Source organism: Sinorhizobium chiapasense, from assembly GCF_045277575.1.
Classification (GTDB): domain Bacteria; phylum Pseudomonadota; class Alphaproteobacteria; order Rhizobiales; family Rhizobiaceae; genus Ensifer; species Ensifer chiapasense_A.
In genome coordinates this window covers 665,879-683,791 of record NZ_CP144205.1, presented here as the reverse complement: position 1 = coordinate 683,791, position 17,913 = coordinate 665,879, and the positions used below count along the sequence as shown (strand labels likewise).

Sequence of the window (17,913 nt, the reverse complement as noted above, 5' to 3'; positions counted from 1 at the left end):
GCTATCCGACGAAGCCGATCCAGCGACCGGCGAGCAGCGCACCGAGCCACAGGATGAAGGAGCCCAGCGCCTGCACGCGCAGACGCAGCGCGATTGTTCCGCCTGCGATGGCGACTGACCAGCCACGACTCATGCGGACCGAAAGCGCGTTCAACGTGCCGAGCGTCAGAAACGCGAGCTTGGTCAGGAATGCCGGATTGGCGAGATAGGCGGAAGGCCTGACGCTGAAGAGGCAAAGGCCGGTGACAACGGCCAGCGCGAGGCCAATGACTGCGGCCCGAGCAAGGAACGGGCCGAGCACCGCGACCGGCGCCTCTCCGACGAGACCAAGCAGCCTAAGGTCAAGCGGCAGGATGGCGCCGATGAGCAGGCCAATCGCCAGGATGTGGGCTGCGTTGACCAGGAGATAGAGCAGCGCCGAGCGTCTGAGCGCCGCGCCGACCGGCCAGCCGGCGATCCATTCGACGAGGTCCGCCGCGCTCATCCACCGGCCCGGATGCGTTCCGGATAGATGTCATAGGTCTTTCCGGCAACGGTGATGCGCACCGCCTTCATGCGCTTTTCGCTGGGGTCGAGCGAACGGTTGCCGAGAACGACAATCGCATCGCCTGCCTTGGCCGACCCTTCGACGAATCCGGAGCGCTCCGTCTGCCGGGGATTGCCGAGTTCGACGCGCCACATGCCATCCGCGGTCGATTCCACTTGAAGGGTCGGGTGCGGCGGCGCCATCGAGATCTCGCGAATGGTGCCCTTGAGCTCGATCTGGTCGGCCTCGGCCCAGGACCAGCCGTGATGGGCGTAAGCGCCGGTAACCAGAAGCCCCGTCAGGATGACCGCGGCAACACCACGGTGCGATATGGCTTTCAACATCTGCCCGCTCCTTCGCCAGTTTCGAAGAGGCGGCAGCTTGAACCCGAAGAACGATTTGCGAAAGGACGTGGTCTTCAACACTTCTTGAGCGTCGCCATTCGACTGCCCCCTGCGGCTGCAATGACCATGGGTTGCGCGAATCTTACTCAACAGCTTAAAATTTAGCCATTCTTAATCTCCGGTTGTTATGTCTATATAAGACGGAGTGAACGCTGGGCGAACGTGCCATGACGGCAGTTTCGCCGCGTGATAATGCGTGCTCCATCCCATCATCGTCATCACTCCCCTGCCAAGGCGAGCTCGCTTCCCGATGCCCACGCGGCCTTGTCCGCGGCCATCGGGCGAGGATGATTTGCCTTGCGGGCAACCGCGGAGCGTTATCCATGACAATCAAGACACGACTCCTCGTGTGCTTGTCCCTGCTCGCCGTCGCCATGCTGGTCATGATTGTCACGGCCTTCAATGCGATGACTTCGATCTCCAACCGCACCGAAACGATCGTCGCCGACCGGCTGTTGCCGGTGGCGCAGATCGATACCGTCGCTGACATGTATGCCGTCGAAATCGTCGACACGGCCCACAAGATGAGAAGCGGTGCGCTCGGATGGGCGGACGGCAAGGACAAGATCAACGCGGCGCTTGCCACCATCGACGAGCAATGGCGGGCTTATAAAGCAACGAGACTGACGCCTGAGGAAGAGAAGCTTGCAAAGACCTTCGACGCAGCCCGCGTCGATAGCGAGCAGGCGGTCAGAGACATGCTCGAGATCATCGACCGACAAGACATGGCCGAGCTCGGCCGGTTCATCGACAGTCGCCTCTACGCGGCTATTGACCCGCTGGCCGAGCCGATCGGCGCCCTGGTCAAGCTCCAGCTTGCTGAAGCCAATCAGGAGCTGGAAGCGGCGAAGGTCGAAAAGGACACGCTGACACGCTGGCAGGTCATGATCGCCGCCTTTGCCATCGCGCTTCTCGGGGCAACAGTCTGGTTCGTGGTCTTCGGCCTGTTCCGGCCGCTGACGAAGCTGCGCGAGGCCATGCGGCAGCTTGCGGCGGGTAACCTCAAGACGCTGATCTTCGGTGAGGGTCGTCGTGACGAGATCGGCCAGATGGCCGGCGCCGTCGCGGTCTTCCGCGACAATGCGCTGGAACGCCAGCCGCTCGAGCAGGAGGCGGAGGCGGGCCGAACGCTTTCCGAACGCGAGCGCCAGCAGCGCGAGGCGCAGAAGGCCAAGGAAGCCGCCGAGATCCAGACCGCGGTCAATGCCCTCGGCTTCGGCCTCGACCGTCTGGCCGAGGGCGACCTCACCTATCGCATCGAGACGCCGCTTGCCGAGCGGCTCGACGCCTTGCGCAGCAACTTCAACAGCTCCGTCGCGAATCTCGAAGATGCGCTGCGTTCGGTCGGCGAAAACGCCCGCAGCATCAGTGCCGGCGCCAGCGAAATCCGCTCCGCGGCCGGTGATCTCTCCAAGCGCACCGAGCAACAGGCGGCCTCCGTGGAGGAAACGGCTGCCGCACTCGACCAGATCGCAACCACCGTGGCAGACGCAAGCCGGCGGGCGGAAGAGGCAGGCACCTTGGTGACGCGCACCCGCGGCGCGGCGGAGAAATCCGGCGAGATCGTCGGCAATGCCGTGACCGCCATGAGCGGCATCGAAGCCTCGTCGCGGGAGATCTCCAGCATCATCGGCGTCATCGACGACATCGCCTTCCAGACGAACCTCCTGGCGCTCAATGCCGGCGTCGAAGCAGCACGCGCCGGAGAAGCCGGCAAGGGCTTTGCCGTCGTCGCCCAGGAGGTGCGCGAGCTCGCCCAGCGCTCGGCGCAGGCGGCCAAGGAGATCAAGGTATTGATCGCCACATCCGGCGAACAGGTGAAGTCCGGCGTCACCTTGGTGCGCGAAACCGGCACGGCCCTCGAAAGCATCATCACTGAGGTCAAGGAGATCAGCAGCCACGTGACCGCAATCGTCGAAAGTGCGCGCGAGCAGGCGGCCGGCATCCAGCAGATCAACACCGCCGTAAATGCGATCGACCAGGGAACGCAGCAGAACGCCGCGATGGTGGAACAATCGACCGCCGCAAGCCACAGCCTGGCGCGCGAGGCCGGTGCGCTCAACGATCTGCTGATGCGCTTCAAGACCGGCAATGGCTCTTCGGCTGCGCCCCGTCTCGTGACGAGCACGGCCCGGGAGACCGCCGCCCCCTCGCCCACACGCGCCTTGAGCCGCAAGCTCGCCAGCGCCTATCGCGGCGCTGCGCGGCCGCAGGAGGACGGCTGGGCGGAGTTTTGACGATCGGTGCAAAGAAGGCGCGAACCGCCTGGGACGCGCCTTCTCTTGTTATACGGCCCTATGCCGCAATTAAAGTATAAAATCTAGTAATTTACTAGTCTATATTCGGTTTTTCGCTGCCTTTCGTTCTGAGAGGCAGATTTGCTCCAAACAAAGAGCATTAGAAACCGCTATTTCTGTCCATTGCCGCATCGGGCTGCGATATTCCGACCAAGTTGGAACAGGACGCAGCCATGACCACGTCATCCCTCGAAGCCACCGCCAAGGCACTGAACGAGACGCTCGAAGGCCTGGATCTCGCCGGTCGGCTGGCGCTTGTCGCAAGCCTTGATGGGCGTGCGGTTTTCACGACCTCGCTCGGCATCGAGGATCAGGTGATCACCGCGGTCATCGGCAACGACAAGCTTTCCGTCGATGTCGCAACGCTGGAGACCGGCCGCCTGTTCAACGAGACGGTCGCCCTCATCGACAAGACGGAAGAAACCTACGGCATCCTGGTCAAGCGCTATCATCCGGAGCAGGCCGACGTCGACGCCTATGCGGCGCGTTACGGCCTCAACGGCTTCTATGAGAGCGTCGAAGCCCGGCATGCATGTTGCGACGTGCGCAAGCTGAGGCCGCTTGCGCGCGCACTCGAAGGGGCAACCTTCTGGATCACCGGCCTGCGCCGCGGCCAGTCCGGCAATCGCGCGTTGACCCCGTTCGCAGAAGCCGATATCGATCGTGGCCTCATCAAGGTCAATCCGCTGGCCGACTGGGACATCGAGACTATCCGCGCTTACGTCGCCGCCAATGCCGTTCCGGTGAACCCGCTGCACGCGCGCGGTTATCCGTCGATCGGCTGCGAGCCCTGCACCCGCGCCATCAAGCCCGGCGAGCCGGAGCGCGCCGGCCGCTGGTGGTGGGAGAACGACGAGAAGCGCGAATGTGGTCTGCACGTTCCGGAAGCCGCCGCCAGTTCCATCATCCCGAATTCGAGCAGCGCCGCCTGAGGCTGGCGCGCTCTTCTGAAGACAAATCCTCCCGGAGACTGAAATGCCCCATATCCATCCGGAAACGGAACTGCATAACCCGCAGAGCACCAAACCGCCGCTCGACCCGCATCTGAAGGCCTTGGAAAACGAGGCGATCCACATCTTCCGCGAAGTGGCGGCCGAGTTCGAGCGTCCGGTGATGCTTTATTCGATCGGCAAGGATTCCTCGGTGCTCTTGCATCTGGCGCGCAAGGCCTTTTACCCCGGCCGCGTGCCCTTCCCGCTGTTGCACGTCAACACCGGCTGGAAGTTCGCGGAGATGATCGCGTTTCGCGACGAGATCGTCGAGCGCTACGATCTCGACCTGATCGAGCACATCAATCCGCGGGGTGCTGCCGAGAACGTCACGCCGTTCTCCCACGGTTCGGCGCTCTATACCGACATCATGAAGACCGAAGCGCTTCGCCAGGCGCTCGACGCCGGCCGGTTCGATGCGGCTTTCGGCGGCGCGCGGCGCGACGAGGAAGCAAGCCGTGCCAAGGAGCGCATCTACTCGTTCCGCACGCCGGACCATCGCTGGGATCCGCGCAACCAGCGTCCGGAACTCTGGAACGTCTACAATGGCATGATCCGCAAGGGTGAAAGCGTACGCGCCTTCCCGCTGTCCAACTGGACCGAGGTCGACATCTGGCGTTACATCCAGGCCGAGGACATTCCGATCGTACCGCTTTACTTCGCTGAGAAGCGCCCGATCGTCGAACGCGACGGCATGATGATCCTTGCCGAGGATCCGCGCCTCGAACTGCTGCCGGGCGAGACCAAGCGCGAAGAGGTGATCCGCTTCCGCACGCTCGGTTGCTTCCCGCTGACCGGCGCCATCCGCTCGAACGCCACGACGCTCGACGACATCATCTCCGAACTCGAAACCGCGACCGTTTCCGAACGCCAGGGCCGCGCCATTGACCGCGACCAGTCCGGCTCGATGGAAAAGAAGAAACGCGAAGGATATTTCTGATGACCGCACCCGCAACCGCGAATGCCGTTCAGGACGTTGCTGCCAGCGAAGTCCTCGCCTTCCCGGCGCAGGAGTCGGCGCGCGCCACCCGTGACAGCCGCCCGCTTCGCCTGATCACCTGCGGCTCGGTCGACGACGGCAAGTCGACGCTGATCGGCCGCCTGCTCTGGGACACCAAGGCGGTCAAGGAAGACCAGGCGGCGACGCTGCAGCGCGATTCCAACGGCAAGCAGAACGATCTCGGCCTGCCCGATTTCGCGCTGCTGCTCGACGGCCTGCAGGCCGAGCGCGAACAGGGCATCACTATCGACGTCGCCTATCGCTATTTCTCGACCGACAAACGCTCCTTCATCGTCGCCGACACGCCCGGCCACGAGCAATATACCCGTAACATGGCAACCGGCGCCTCGACCGCCGACCTCGCCGTGCTGCTGGTCGACGCCCGCGTCGGCCTGCTCGAGCAGACCCGCCGGCATGCGACGATCGCGACGCTGATGGGCATCAAGCAGTTCGTGCTGGCGGTCAACAAGATCGACCTGACCGACTACGACCGCGCCCGCTTCGAGCAGATCAGCCACGAGTTCAAGGAATTGGCGCTGTCGCTCGGTGTGCGCCAGGTCACGGCCATTCCGGTCTCGGCACTGAAGGGCGAAAATGTCGTCTATGACGGCAGCGCCTCCATGCCGTGGTACGAAGGCCCGACGCTGATCGAGGTGCTGGAACTGGCAACGACACGCTCGGCGCAGACAGTCGGCTTCCGCCTGCCGGTACAGCGCGTCTCGCGTCCCGGCGAAAGCTTTCGCGGCTATCAGGGCACCGTTGCCGGCGGCTCGGTGAAGCCCGGCGACAGCGTCGTCATTCTTCCCTCCGGCATGGTCGCCAACGTCACCAAGATTGTCACCTTCGACCTCGTGCGCAACGCCGCCGTTGCCGGTGACGCGATCACGCTCGTGCTCGACCGGCAGGTCGACGTCTCGCGCGGCGACATGATCGTGGCGATCGACAGCCAGCCGCTGACAGGCCTTGCCTTCGACGCACAGCTCGTTGCCCTGCAGCCGGAAGGCATCCAGCCGGGCAAGCGCTACTGGCTGAAGAGCGGCAGCCGCCGCCAGCGCGTCCAGGTCCAGCCCATCAGCCAGCTCGACCTCAAGACCAGCAAGTGGAACCACGCCGAGCAACTGCCGATGAACGCCATCGGCAAGGTGCATCTCGCCTTCGACGAGCAGGCGATCTTCGACACTTACGAGCAGAACCGCACCACCGGTGCCTTCATCCTGATCGACCCGGACACCAACAACACGGTGGCCGGCGGCATGATCACGGCGAAGCGTTCGGCGCTCGGCGGCATTCACACGGAAGACGCCCGCGTCATCCTCTCGCTGCCGGCCGACCTCGCCGATCAGTTGATGGCGACCGAACTGTTCTCGGGCCGCCGCGAGGAGGCCGAAGTCCGACGCGTAAGCGCCGGCAAGGCAATCGAGATCATCGACGACATCGACGGCTGACCGACAGCCGCAACAGATAGCAAAAAGGGGCCCGGTCGAGGCCCCTTTTTTGTTGCCGGAATGGCGACCGCTCCCGGTCGCCTTGGCCTTTGCAACCTGATCTTCCGCCCTATCTCCCTGTTGCATGGGAGAAGCGCCATGAAGACGGAACATCAAGGCGAGGATGCGCGGCCGAAAGGCTTTCGCGGGCGCATGATATCGATCCAGGCATTTGCGCGGAAATATCGGCTCGATGCGGACGAGGCCGAGCGACTGGAGGACCAGTTCGGTGCGGCCGCCGGCGAAATCGACCTATTGCAGGCGGCCCGGCGCAACGGCATGCCGGAGGAGTGATCCCCTGCCGGCATTCATCGTCAAAGCTGTTGCTCGATCGCCGGAAGGATCATCGTCAACGGCGCCGGCTCGGCGTGCTGCCAAAGTTGATAGCCGACGACGCTGCCAAGTATGGCAGTCCATATGGCGATCTCGCGAAAGGTGAGTATCGGTTCCTTCAACATCTGAGCCTCTCAGGCAAGAACAAGTGTTGAGAGGAATATCACCCTGATTGTTCACGCTGATAAGACGCCATTCCGTGAACAGGTCGTTTCAAAGTGAACAATAAAACGGTGCGCATCGCTCGCATAACAGGGAATCGCCCGGGGTGGAGGGCCCGCCTGACACGGGCCCCCGGCCCGCTCCTCTGCGGCAGGCTGCCGTGACGCCTTGGAGCCCTCACCGTCCCAAAACGGGACAGGACAGGCAATCGCTTCACCCTGACCCGAAATCGTACAGATCGCACCTTTTCATCCGTCTACGCATTCGTAAGTTGGCGCGTCGATCATGAGGATCGATAGGGCTGTTTCACCGTTTCTGGACGTCGTGGGACAGTCCGCCTGACCGTGAGCCGGCAGCGAGGTGCGCCCGGCACGCACAGTTTCCCGGGACTCTCGCCGCACAGCGATCCATGTGTCTGACACGGCGGCACCGATGGACAGAACCGACCTCTCCGGCGTATCTGGACGACTTTCGCAACGACGGGCCGAATCAGGGAGACGAGAAGGTGAGCACGGACAAGCAACCGGAAACCACCGTGAAGGTCGAGAAACGCATCGACGGCAAATGGTGCTTCGTCATCACGTATCGCGGCGTCACCTATCCCGCCCAGGGCAATTTCACGTCGATGCTGCAAGCGCAGGCCGCAGCGCAATCGGCGCTGAAGGCACTCGAGAGGTAGCTCTGACAAGGGGACCGAGCGTTGCCAGATCGATGCTGGAAACGCTCTCCTGCCCCTCCCTGTGGGCCGCACCCGCCGGCTCTTTACTCGACTGCGGAGTGGATGATGTTGCAGATCCCCTCCTGCACCACCTGTTTGGTAGCCACCTGCCCCACCTGAATATCGAACATCGCATCAACCCGCGTGCCTGAGCCACGCTTGCGGGCAACGACGCGCAGCGTCTGCAGCCGTCCGGAGCCGGCGGTATCCTCATAGGCCTCGATGGTGCCCCCCGAAAACCCTTCCGCGGCGACACCTCGTGCCATCCCCTGCATGGCGGTCTCGGGCTTCAGCTTCGGAAACTCCTGCCAGGTCTTGTAATAGACCGGCGTCACCAGCGGCACGCCCGAGGCCTTGAAATTCTTCTCGCAACTCTGCGCAACGGCCACCGAATGGCTGGCCATAAGCAGAACTGCCGCAATGGATAGGTGCTTGATCGACATTCCCGTTCCTCGTCGTCATTGATCGCATGACGGGAACCTAGAACCTTCGCTTGCGCGCAGACAGGTCGACCCAGGCGCGAATACACGGCTATTCGATAAACGGCTTGGAGGAAGCGACGAATGGCTGAGGCTGGCGGGTGAGAAGGTGTAGGGATCGACGCCGAAACAGGTGGCACAGATCAAGCGCAATCGGTCCGCCGGGGGGCGGAATACATCAGATCATATGTCTAAGGGATTGATTTGGCTGGTCGGAGTGGCAAGATTCGAACTTGCGACCCCCACGTCCCGAACGTGGTGCGCTACCAGACTGCGCTACACTCCGTGACCAGCGGCGCCTCTATAGAACAGGCATTTTGATTTCACAAGCGCCTATCTCGAAAAACCTTGCACCTTTTTCAAAAAATTTGTGACGGTGGAAAACTCGTGCGGAAATTGCCGTTTACCGCGGGGCAGTGGTGCCTGAAGCACGCCCGATAGGGACTTTGTGCAACGCTTCATATTTTCCTGAAATGCGAGGCGCGGCGTGGATTTCCTTTCGCTTGGTTTGGCGCTAGAGGCACAACGGAAAGCGCCGAAACCCAGGGGATACGGGCTTCCGCGCCATGCCTATTTCAGAACGAGAGCCAAAGGGACAGAAACATGAACTTCCGCATGATGACGGTGGCGGGCCTTGCGCTCGTGCTCGCCGGCTGCACGACGACAACGACTGGGATCAGCAGGAACGCGGTCGAGGCCCGTTGGCTGGGTCAGCCGGCCGGCGGCTTCTTCGCTCAATACGGCCCGCCGATCTCCGATGTCGAAAGCGGCAGCTCCACCGTCTATAGCTGGAAGGGCGGCTACAAGACCCGCAAGGTTCCGGCGCAGTACGAGACGACCAAGGACGGCAAGCGCGGCAAGCGCATCGCCTCGGCCCGCACGGAGTATCTGAGCTGCTCGGTCCAGCTCACCGTCTCGTCCGACTACGTCATCCGCTCGATCCGCATTGCCGGCGACCACAAGCGTGCCGATGGCCCGAGCTGGTGCGAAGAGTTCCTGGGCGCCCCGGCCCAGACCAAGCCGGCGGTAACGGCAGGCTAAACTCCAGGAAGCAAAAAACCCGCCGGTGGAAATCGGCGGGTTTCTTCTGGGAGAGTGTGGTCGAACTCAGCTGGCGCTGTTGTCCTCGACGGGCGCGTCGGGACCGTTCTTCTTGATTGAGTCGATGGCGTTCTGCGCGCTGGCCTTGGTCTTGTAGCCCTCGGTCGAGAACATCACTTCGCTGTTGTACTTGAAGCGAACCCGGTATTCACCAGCCTTGTCTTTGTAGATTTCGAATTTGTGAGCCATCTTCTCCCTCATACAAGTAGGAATCACCGCGGTTAGCGTGTCAGTTGCAGCGTGACTTGACAAGAGCACAAGTAGCGCCGGCGCAAACTGGGGTTGGCCGTTCCGAACCGGATGATTGGAAGAGTGTGGCTAGGGTGCCGGAAGCCCCTAATTACCTCGAGTCGATGAATAACGGCGGTTGAAGAGTGTCTGTCCCGGCACCGCGTGAACTGGTCAAGGCGATAGGCAAGATGCCCCTGCAGCGTCTCTCGGCGCCGGCAGCCATACAGAAGCGACCAAGCAAAAGCACGCTGTCGTTGCTGAATTTCTCCAGATTATCGAAGCTGCGCCGGGTGGGCGTGCACCGCCTCCTTAGGAATTGCTTTTGGAATTGCTGCTCCTGCTGCGTCTTGCCGGTAGTTTTCTGCGGGATACCAGACGGCTTTTCACGCTCCATGAACAGGCACGGCGTCATCCGACCTATATCGAGCGCCGATTCACGATCGTTCCCCTGAACAAAACTCTTTCCCCGACTTCTTGAAGTATTACTGTGAAATTAGCCAGTTGCGTTCGTGAATATGACTGATAATATAGGTCTGTTATTTTAACTTAAGTATAATTAGGTGGATCATGTCGAAAGATAATACAAAAGCATTAGAAAACACCCCCGAAGAACTGACATCGGAAGCTGAAGCCCGCCGAAGCTTTCTCATGAAGGCTGGGCGTTTTGCCGCCGTAACCCCTCCCACCATAACCCTACTGCTTGGCACAAGCTTAAATTCGCGTGCCATTGCCAAGTCCAGCGGCGGAGGCCCGCGTGGTCATGGAGGGGGAGGCAAGACCAATGGTCAGCCCAGCCTTCCAATTCCTGTGAACTTTTCGCCTCCCGTTTCCAAATCGATCAACAGGGCGCCGACTTGGACACAAAGGGAAGATCGCTATTCTCGAGAAAACAGCGACAGCAGGTCATCCCATAGCCACTGGTAAAGACCGCCCTAAACAAGAAATCGCCCGGCGCGGGGCCTCGTAGATGTCCCCGACCTCTCCCGCCTTGTGGCTGCAGAGGCGAACCGTTGGATGGAAAAACCGAGCGCACTCGTTGAGTGCGCATGGCGAGGCGCGCGCCTTCATGCAAGTGATCGAAGTTATCTACTTGAGAGTAGATGGCTGGGGCGCCAGGATTCGAACCTGGGAATGCCGGTACCAAAAACCGGTGCCTTACCGCTTGGCGACGCCCCAACGGATTGACGGGACGATACGTCCGCCAAATCGAGCGCCTGATTATCAAAGCTCGCCGCCGGTCACAATCACTAAGTTGGCACTAAGTTGAATTTTCGGCGGATTTGTTGCGCCTTGTGCAAAAGGCAGTCCGGCTCCCCCACATGGCTCGCGCATGCGCCCTTCCCTTCGCCGACCGCACCTCCTATTGTCCCGGCGAATGGAGAATGCCATGAGCCAGTTTCGCGCCCGTCCCCCTGCCGTTCCGAGCGTGCTCGTCGATGACGCGGTTGTCAGGATCACCCGCTGGGATTTCGAGCCAGGCGCCGATACGGGCCATCATGTGCACGGTCTCGGCTATGTCGTCGTGCCGATGACCGATTGCCAGTTCCTGCTCGAGGAAGAAGCAGGCAGCCGCCGCGTCGATATCGCCAAGGGGGCTGCCTATCGCCGCGAGGCGGGCGTGGCGCACAATGTCGTCAATGCCGGAGCCGAGCCGATGTCGTTCATCGAGATCGAGTACAAGTGAAAGCCAGGAAGAGACGCATGCAGGGGCCAGATTTCGATCTCGATTTCAAACCGGCCCATGGCGAGGCCGTGACGGTGGCGGACGACGTGCAGCGCATCACCGTCAACAATCCCGGCCCTTTCACCTTCCACGGCACCAACAGCTATATCGTCGGAAAAGGCTCCGTTGCCGTCATCGACCCCGGTCCGGATGACGAGGCGCATTTTCGGGCGCTGATGTCGGCCCTCGCCGGCCGCGAGGTCACCCACATCGCCGTCAGCCATACGCATCGCGACCACTCGCCGCTCGCCCGCCGCCTGAAGGCTGCGACGGGTGCGCTGATCGTGGGCGAAGGCCCGCACCGCTCCGCCCGCCCCCTGCACATGGGCGAAACCAATCCCTTTGCCGAAAGCTCGGACATGGAGTTCGCGCCTGATCTCGTGCTTGCCGATGGCGGGCGCATCGAGGGGGATGGCTGGAGCCTGACGGGGCTGACCACTCCGGGCCACACGGCCAACCACATGGCCTTCGCGCTCGATGGCACCGGCATTCTCTTTTCCGCAGACCACGTGATGGCCTGGGCGACGACGATCGTCGCACCACCGGATGGGGCCATGGCGGACTACATGGCCTCTCTCGAGAAGCTGCTTTACCGCGACGACCACCTCTACCTGCCCGGCCACGGCGGCCCGGTGACCGAGCCGGCCTCCTTCCTTCGGGGCTTGCGCGCCCACCGCAAGATGCGCGAGCGCGCCGTGCTCGAACGCATCCGTGCCGGCGACAATCGGATTCCAGCTATGGTCAAGGTCATCTATGCCTCCACCGATGTCCGGCTGCATGGGGCCGCCGCGCTCTCGGTCCTTGCGCATCTCGAAGACCTGATCGAGCAAGGACGGGTCGAGACCGATGGGCCGCCCTCGCTCCTCGGCACTTACCGGCTGGCGCCCGGCGGAGCCGGCTGACCATGCGACGGGAGGCCTACAGCTATCGCAGCGACGCCTCGGTGCCTGCCTTTGCCGATGACAAGCCGGTGATCGTCTTCGACGGTGAATGCATCCTCTGTTCCGGCTGGGTGCGTTTCCTGCTTCGCCATGACCGGCGCGGGCAGTACCGCTATCTCACGGCACAGTCGCCGATTGGCCAGGCGCTCTATCGGCACTACGGGCTCGATGCCCGCAGTTTCGAAAGCAACATCCTGATCGAGGGCGGCATCGCCCGCTTCAAATCCGACGGATCAATCCGAACGCTTGCGCGGCTGGGCCTGCCATGGTCGCTGGTGAACGTCTGCCGCATTCTGCCCGTTGCCCTTCGCGACCCGCTTTATGATCTCGTTGCGAGAAACCGCTATCGCATCGCGGGGCGCCGTCGGAGCTGCATGGTGCCGACGCCCGAGGAGCGTGGGCGCTTCATCGCATGAAGGCGGGAATCATGGCCAATGGCAGAGTCTCTGCCAGCAGATCTTCGGGCGCGATTGGGTTCGTCCCACCGTTGCTTCGATGATCGCGGCGCCGTTGTGCGCGACTGATGCCACCTGCCGGCTCGATGCCGATCAGTCGCCGGCGATGCCGAGCAGTTCGGCATCGAGCGCCCGCAGGAATTGGTCGGCAAAGGCTGCCCCCATGCCGAGGTCATGCGGACCGTAGCGGGAGGCAACGCGCAGGTCGACGAAGGTCGTCTCGGCCTCTTCGCGCAGCCGGATCAACACATCGAATCGAAAGCCGGCAATCAGCGTGCGCCATTCGCCCTGGAGCACGACGTCGCTGGCGCGGCGTCCCGCAATCGCGCCCTCGAGCGACAGTTCCGGCCGCGCCGCCGGCACCGGGACGTTTTCCGGCTCGACGGTCGTTTCCGCCCCGGCATTCGGCCGCACGGTCAGGTCCTCGAGATCGGCGCGGGCGTTCTCGACGCCAAGCTCCTCGATGATGCCGACACGGTTCTGTTCGATGACCGTGCGCACGCCCTGGTAAACGCGGTCGAGCGCACCATCATAGCGCCGGCCGGTGAGGCCCGGATAGGCAAGGATCTGCGCTTCCCGGTCCTCGGGCGTCACGGCGTCCTTGCGTTTCAGCCAGCTCTCTTCGGTCTGTGGCACCTTGAGCCATGGCGGCGGCGTCACCGTATCGGTGCTGACATCGTAGATCGCCGGACGAGTTAAATATTGCACGGCGCCGAACCCGATGAAACCGAGCGCCGGCGCGGCATAAACGAGGGCCGCAGCGGACGCGAGGCCACCGATCGCAGCCACCTGCCAGAGGCGTGCAAGACCGACGGCGGCAAGCAATACGCCAAGCAGCGCAAAAACGCCGGACAGGCCGACGAGGGCCAGGAAATGCGGTGTCGTCAGTGGCCCGAAGCGATGTGCGAGCAGCGAGAGCGCGAAGAGTACGAAGGAGACACGGGCGAAACGACGCGCCCAATGGGCGGCATAGGAATAGGGACGCTCGTATCGGATCATCATGTAGTTGAATCAATCCCCTGCCGCGAAACAGACCGCATTCTTAGACCATGCCCCGTGCCGTGAAAACAGGCAATGGGCCAGTCGACCGCCGCGCCGCAGGCCGCGCCCGGGGCTTCGCCGCAAAATCGCCATTCTCGTTAACCACCTATCAACACATGGGAATGTGCCCGCGCGCCCAAGAATAGGCCGGCACGCGGAGTTTCAATCGGAGGCAACGGTCGCGCACGGCAGAGTATGAAAGTGCGCGGCGATCGACGGAGAACCGACATGGGCGCATCGCAAGCAGCCGTGGCTATTGCCACCCCCACCCCCCTTCCTGCGGGCGACGGCGGCATTCCGATGGGGCTCCTCGAGTTGGAACTCTCCCTCGACGGCTTCTCCGGAAACAAGGACGATTTCCCTGGTTTTGTCCGGACCATTGCCGACAATGCCGGCGGCGAGTTTCTGTTTGCATTGCCTGCCTCGGAGCTGGTCGATGACTGCCTGAGCATCGCCGTGCTTCGACTCGGCGAGGCGGACACCGAAACATCGATCCTGTTTGCCTGCCTTGATGAGCAGGGCGCGACTATACGCATCGAACATCCGAGCGACGGCACGCGCGACCTGGAGCGCTTCGCCGAGTCCTTCGTCGGCGTGCTCGAGCGCATGTGATCGCCGCTCGGCGGTACCCCTCCACTTGATTTGATGCAAGCGATTGCACGCCAACGCAGCGAAGCGCTTCGTCGAGAGCGTTCCGTCAGCGCCCGCTGGAACTGCACGTCGATCACGGCCGGCAGACCTGCCGAAAACCCACCTCCAGCACCACGTCCGGCGGTCGCATGGTACCGTCTGCGCACAACCGTACATTCGCCGCAGATTTGCCGCGGTTCGCTTCGATTTTCGGCGCAACTCCCTATATTAATTACGATTCGAGAATGAATCCGCCGGCGGCGCGCCGGCACTCTGGAGGCACGAAGATCATGACGACCCGATTGACGATCCTTGTCGCGGCTGCCTTGCTGCTGACGGCGTGCCAGACGATGACACCGGAGGAGCGGCGCATCGCCGACGGCAACACCTGCGCCTCCTACGGCTTCCGCCGCGGCACCGACGCCTTCGCCACCTGCCTGCAACGCATCGAACTCGACCGACGCGCTCAGACGCGCGCCTTCCGCTACGAAAACGACATGATGATGTGGGGCTGGAACCGCCCCGTCGTCATCATGCGCTGACGGGACGTCGTTCAAGCGGAGCAAAGCAAGCGCCGTCATGCCGGCACCAGTTCGCGGGCGTCGGCTTCTACCCTGCGCGGTCCTTTAATCGTTGCCGGTTAAGGACAAGACATGCGCCACTTCAACGTGCTGCGTGACCTCGCGCGTCCGAGGAGACGCGCTGCGCGTAGTTTACCCCTTGCCGTTGATTGCCGCCTGGGCCGCGGCAAGGCGAGCGATCGGCACGCGGAAGGGCGAGCACGAGACGTAGTCGAGACCGGCGTCCTCGCAGAAGCGGATCGAGGCCGGGTCGCCGCCATGTTCACCGCAGATGCCGAGCTTCAGGCCGTTCTTGGTGCGCCGTCCACGTTCGGCGGCGATCTGGATCAGTTCGCCGACACCATCGAAATCGAGCGAGACAAACGGGTCCTGCTCGATGATGCCCTTCTGCTGATAGGTCGACAGGAACTGCGAGGCGTCGTCGCGCGAGATGCCGAAGGTCGTCTGCGTCAGGTCGTTGGTGCCGAAGGAGAAGAAGTCGGCCGCTTCGGCGATCACGCCGGCGCGCAGTGCTGCGCGCGGCAGTTCGATCATTGTGCCGACGAGATAGTCTATATCGATCCCGGCCTCACCGATCACTTCCTTGGCGACCGCATCGATGCGTTCCTTGACGTAGTCGAGCTCTGCCTTGAGGCCGACGAGCGGTACCATGATTTCGGGAACGACGGCCGCGCCGGTCTCGCGCGCCGCCTCGACGGCAGCCTCGAAGATCGCACGCGCCTGCATCTCGGCGATCTCCGGATAGGAAATCGCCAGACGGCACCCGCGGTGGCCGAGCATCGGGTTGAACTCGTGCAGTTCGTCGACGCGCTGGCGCAGTTCCGACGGGTCGAGCGAAAGGGCGCCAGCGACGTCGGAAATTTCCCCGTCGGTCTTCGGCAGGAACTCGTGCAGCGGCGGGTCGAGCAGACGGATCGTCACCGGCAGGCCGTGCATGATCGAGAACAGCTCAGCGAAATCCGAGCGCTGCATCGGCAGGAGCTTGGCAAGTGCCAGGCGCCGGCCAGCCTCGTCGTCGGCGAGGATCATCTCGCGCATGACGTTGATGCGGTCGTCCTCGAAGAACATGTGCTCGGTGCGGCAGAGGCCGATGCCTTCCGCACCGAAGGAGCGCGCCGCGCGCGCATCCGCTGGCGTTTCGGCATTGGTCCTGACGGTCATGCGGCGGCTTGCATCCGCCCAGGCCATGATCTTACCAAAGTCGCCGGAAAGCTCCGGCTGCAGCATGGCGATCGCCCCTTTCAGCACCTGGCCGGACGAACCGTCGATAGTGATGATGTCGCCCTTGCGAAGCGTCACGCTTCCGGCCGTCAGCAGTTCGTTGCGAAAATCGACGCGGATGCTGCCGGCGCCGGAAACACAGGGCGTGCCCATGCCGCGCGCGACCACGGCCGCGTGGCTGGTCATTCCGCCGCGCGTCGTCAGGATGCCTTCGGCCGCGTGCATGCCGTGAATGTCTTCCGGGCTGGTTTCGACACGCACGAGGATGACCTTGCGGCCTTCCTTGTCGGCCTGAACCGCCTCTTCGGAGGTAAAGACGATCTCGCCAGTGGCGGCACCCGGAGAGGCCGGCAGGCCGGAGCCGATGATGTCGCGACGCGCATGCGGATCGATCGTCGGGTGCAACAGCTGGTCGAGCGAAGCGGGATCGATGCGGGCGACGGCCTCCTGCTCGGAGATCAGCCCCGACTCCGCCATGTCGACGGCGATCTTCAGCGCCGCCTTGGCGGTGCGCTTGCCCGAGCGGGTCTGCAGCATCCAGAGCGTACCGCGCTCGATGGTAAACTCGAGATCCTGCATGTCTCGGTAGTGCCGCTCGAGCGTATCGCAGATCGAGCGGAACTCGGCAAAGGCCTCGGGCATCAGCTTTTCGAGCGACGGCTTGTCGGAACCGGAGGCGATGCGGGCCGCCTCGGTGATGTTCTGCGGCGTGCGGATGCCGGCGACGACGTCCTCGCCCTGGGCGTTGACGAGGAACTCTCCGTAGAGCTCGCTTTCGCCGGTCGAGGGATTGCGGGTGAAGGCGACGCCGGTTGCCGAGGAATTGCCGAGATTGCCGAAGACCATGGCCTGGACGTTGACGGCTGTTCCCCAGGCGGCGGGTATGCCGTGCAGGTGGCGATAGGTAATCGCACGCGGGTTCATCCAGCTCGAAAAGACGGCGCCGATCGCACCCCAGAGCTGCACTTCCGGATCCTGCGGGAAGGGTTCGCCGAGCGCCTCTTCGATCGCCTCCTTGTAGCGCGCGATGACGTGCTGCCACTCGACGGCAGAAAGCTCCGTGTCCTGCTCGTGGCCGAGGCGCGCCTTTTCATCTTCCAGGATCTCCTCGAAGACATCGTGGTCGACGCCCATGACGACATCGCCATACATCTGGATGAAGCGGCGGTAGCTATCCCAGGCAAAACGCGCATCGCCGGCGTCATGGCCAAGGGCATGCACCGACTGGTCGTTGAGGCCGAGGTTGAGAACGGTATCCATCATGCCCGGCATCGAGGCCCGGGCGCCGGAACGAACCGAAAGCAGCAAGGGATGGATCGTGTCACCGAAGACGCGGCCGGTCACCTCTTCCATCCGGCTGATGCCCTCGCGCACCTGGTCGCGTAGGCCTTCCGGCATCTGCCTGCCATTGTCGAAGAAGCTGTTACAGGCATCGGTGACGATCGTCAGGCCGGGCGGCACCGGCAAGCCGAGGTTGCACATTTCGGCAAGGTTTGCGCCCTTGCCTCCCAACCGCTCGCGGTCACCTGCACGTCCCTCGGCCTTGCCCCCGCCGAAGGTGTAAACCCATTTCGTCATGCCTGCTCTCCACCCAAAA

19 protein-coding genes and 2 tRNA genes are annotated in these 17,913 nt (G+C 62.9%); 12 read left to right on the top strand and 9 right to left on the bottom strand.

What is annotated here, in order from left to right; genetic code table 11:
* Position 1: 1 nt before the first annotated feature.
* Entirely contained in the window at positions 2–484 is a 483-nt protein-coding gene (locus tag QM996_RS03275) for a DUF2214 domain-containing protein (RefSeq protein WP_500269275.1), read from the bottom strand.
* Positions 481–870, bottom strand: a complete 390-nt coding sequence (locus QM996_RS03270; protein WP_500269274.1) for a DUF6152 family protein — start codon at positions 868–870, stop codon at positions 481–483. The genes QM996_RS03275 and QM996_RS03270 overlap by 4 nt, the downstream gene beginning before the upstream one ends.
* Before the next feature lie 383 nt (positions 871–1,253).
* On the opposite strand from QM996_RS03270, the gene QM996_RS03265 reads away from it, so the two are divergent.
* From QM996_RS03265 to QM996_RS03245, 5 genes are all read left to right on the top strand, one after another.
* Positions 1,254–3,167 carry a HAMP domain-containing methyl-accepting chemotaxis protein gene (locus QM996_RS03265; protein WP_500269273.1) on the top strand — a complete coding sequence of 638 codons (1,914 nt, stop codon included), beginning with the start codon at positions 1,254–1,256 and terminating at the stop codon, positions 3,165–3,167.
* Between the two features lie 233 nt (positions 3,168–3,400).
* Positions 3,401–4,159 (top strand): phosphoadenosine phosphosulfate reductase family protein, encoded by a 759-nt coding sequence (locus tag QM996_RS03260; protein WP_500269272.1) that lies wholly within the window; start codon positions 3,401–3,403, stop codon positions 4,157–4,159.
* 43 nt (positions 4,160–4,202) lie between these two features.
* Positions 4,203–5,156, top strand: coding sequence for a sulfate adenylyltransferase subunit CysD (cysD, locus tag QM996_RS03255; protein ID WP_500269271.1), 954 nt, complete (start codon positions 4,203–4,205; stop codon positions 5,154–5,156).
* The gene (gene cysN / locus QM996_RS03250) at positions 5,156–6,661 is read left to right on the top strand and encodes a sulfate adenylyltransferase subunit 1 (protein ID WP_500269270.1); all 1,506 of its coding nucleotides are present in this window, start codon (positions 5,156–5,158) and stop codon (positions 6,659–6,661) included. Before cysD ends, cysN begins: the two co-directional genes overlap by 1 nt.
* 138 nt (positions 6,662–6,799) lie before the next feature.
* The gene (locus QM996_RS03245; protein WP_500269269.1) at positions 6,800–6,994 is read left to right on the top strand and encodes a hypothetical protein; all 195 of its coding nucleotides are present in this window, start codon (positions 6,800–6,802) and stop codon (positions 6,992–6,994) included.
* A gap of 20 nt (positions 6,995–7,014) precedes the next feature.
* On the opposite strand, the gene QM996_RS03240 is transcribed toward QM996_RS03245, so the two are convergent.
* Positions 7,015–7,158 carry a hypothetical protein gene (locus QM996_RS03240; RefSeq protein ID WP_291153720.1) on the bottom strand — a complete coding sequence of 48 codons (144 nt, stop codon included), beginning with the start codon at positions 7,156–7,158 and terminating at the stop codon, positions 7,015–7,017.
* 542 nt (positions 7,159–7,700) lie between these two features.
* Between QM996_RS03240 and QM996_RS03235 the strand changes: the two genes are divergently transcribed.
* Positions 7,701–7,874, top strand: coding sequence for a hypothetical protein (locus QM996_RS03235; RefSeq protein ID WP_500269268.1), 174 nt, complete (start codon positions 7,701–7,703; stop codon positions 7,872–7,874).
* Between the two features lie 83 nt (positions 7,875–7,957).
* On the opposite strand, the gene QM996_RS03230 is transcribed toward QM996_RS03235, so the two are convergent.
* Both QM996_RS03230 and QM996_RS03225 read right to left on the bottom strand, forming a co-directional pair.
* The gene (locus tag QM996_RS03230) at positions 7,958–8,356 is read right to left on the bottom strand and encodes a hypothetical protein (protein ID WP_500269267.1); all 399 of its coding nucleotides are present in this window, start codon (positions 8,354–8,356) and stop codon (positions 7,958–7,960) included.
* A 245-nt stretch (positions 8,357–8,601) separates the two neighbouring features.
* Positions 8,602–8,678: transfer RNA gene (locus QM996_RS03225), tRNA-Pro, on the bottom strand.
* A gap of 317 nt (positions 8,679–8,995) precedes the next feature.
* Here QM996_RS03225 and QM996_RS03220 point away from each other — a divergent pair.
* Positions 8,996–9,433: a hypothetical protein gene (locus tag QM996_RS03220; RefSeq protein WP_500269266.1), complete on the top strand. Its 438-nt coding sequence runs from the start codon at positions 8,996–8,998 to the stop codon at positions 9,431–9,433.
* Positions 9,434–9,499: 66 nt separating this feature from the next.
* Here QM996_RS03220 and QM996_RS03215 read toward each other — a convergent pair whose 3' ends face one another.
* Both QM996_RS03215 and QM996_RS03210 read right to left on the bottom strand, forming a co-directional pair.
* Positions 9,500–9,682 carry a YegP family protein gene (locus tag QM996_RS03215; RefSeq protein ID WP_500269265.1) on the bottom strand — a complete coding sequence of 61 codons (183 nt, stop codon included), beginning with the start codon at positions 9,680–9,682 and terminating at the stop codon, positions 9,500–9,502.
* 1,143 nt (positions 9,683–10,825) lie between these two features.
* Positions 10,826–10,900 (bottom strand) — tRNA-Gln (locus QM996_RS03210).
* Positions 10,901–11,111: 211 nt separating this feature from the next.
* Between QM996_RS03210 and QM996_RS03205 the strand changes: the two genes are divergently transcribed.
* From QM996_RS03205 to QM996_RS03195, 3 genes are read left to right on the top strand one after another with little or no spacing between them, the layout of a single operon-like run.
* The gene (locus QM996_RS03205; RefSeq protein ID WP_077962107.1) at positions 11,112–11,408 is read left to right on the top strand and encodes a cupin domain-containing protein; all 297 of its coding nucleotides are present in this window, start codon (positions 11,112–11,114) and stop codon (positions 11,406–11,408) included.
* Positions 11,409–11,425: 17 nt separating this feature from the next.
* Complete coding sequence (locus QM996_RS03200; RefSeq protein ID WP_500269264.1) at positions 11,426–12,349, top strand: MBL fold metallo-hydrolase; 924 nt, start codon at positions 11,426–11,428, stop codon at positions 12,347–12,349.
* A gap of 2 nt (positions 12,350–12,351) precedes the next feature.
* A complete protein-coding gene (locus QM996_RS03195; protein WP_500269263.1) occupies positions 12,352–12,804 on the top strand; it encodes a thiol-disulfide oxidoreductase DCC family protein in 453 nt (150 codons plus the stop codon).
* 132 nt (positions 12,805–12,936) lie between these two features.
* Here QM996_RS03195 and QM996_RS03190 read toward each other — a convergent pair whose 3' ends face one another.
* Entirely contained in the window at positions 12,937–13,845 is a 909-nt protein-coding gene (locus QM996_RS03190; RefSeq protein ID WP_500269262.1) for a DUF1499 domain-containing protein, read from the bottom strand.
* 267 nt (positions 13,846–14,112) lie between these two features.
* Between QM996_RS03190 and QM996_RS03185 the strand changes: the two genes are divergently transcribed.
* Positions 14,113–14,496 carry a hypothetical protein gene (locus QM996_RS03185; protein ID WP_500269261.1) on the top strand — a complete coding sequence of 128 codons (384 nt, stop codon included), beginning with the start codon at positions 14,113–14,115 and terminating at the stop codon, positions 14,494–14,496.
* Between the two features lie 308 nt (positions 14,497–14,804).
* A complete protein-coding gene (locus tag QM996_RS03180; protein ID WP_500269260.1) occupies positions 14,805–15,056 on the top strand; it encodes a hypothetical protein in 252 nt (83 codons plus the stop codon).
* Between the two features lie 171 nt (positions 15,057–15,227).
* Here QM996_RS03180 and ppdK read toward each other — a convergent pair whose 3' ends face one another.
* Positions 15,228–17,894, bottom strand: coding sequence for a pyruvate, phosphate dikinase (ppdK, locus tag QM996_RS03175; protein ID WP_500269259.1), 2,667 nt, complete (start codon positions 17,892–17,894; stop codon positions 15,228–15,230).
* Positions 17,895–17,913 lie beyond the last annotated feature (19 nt).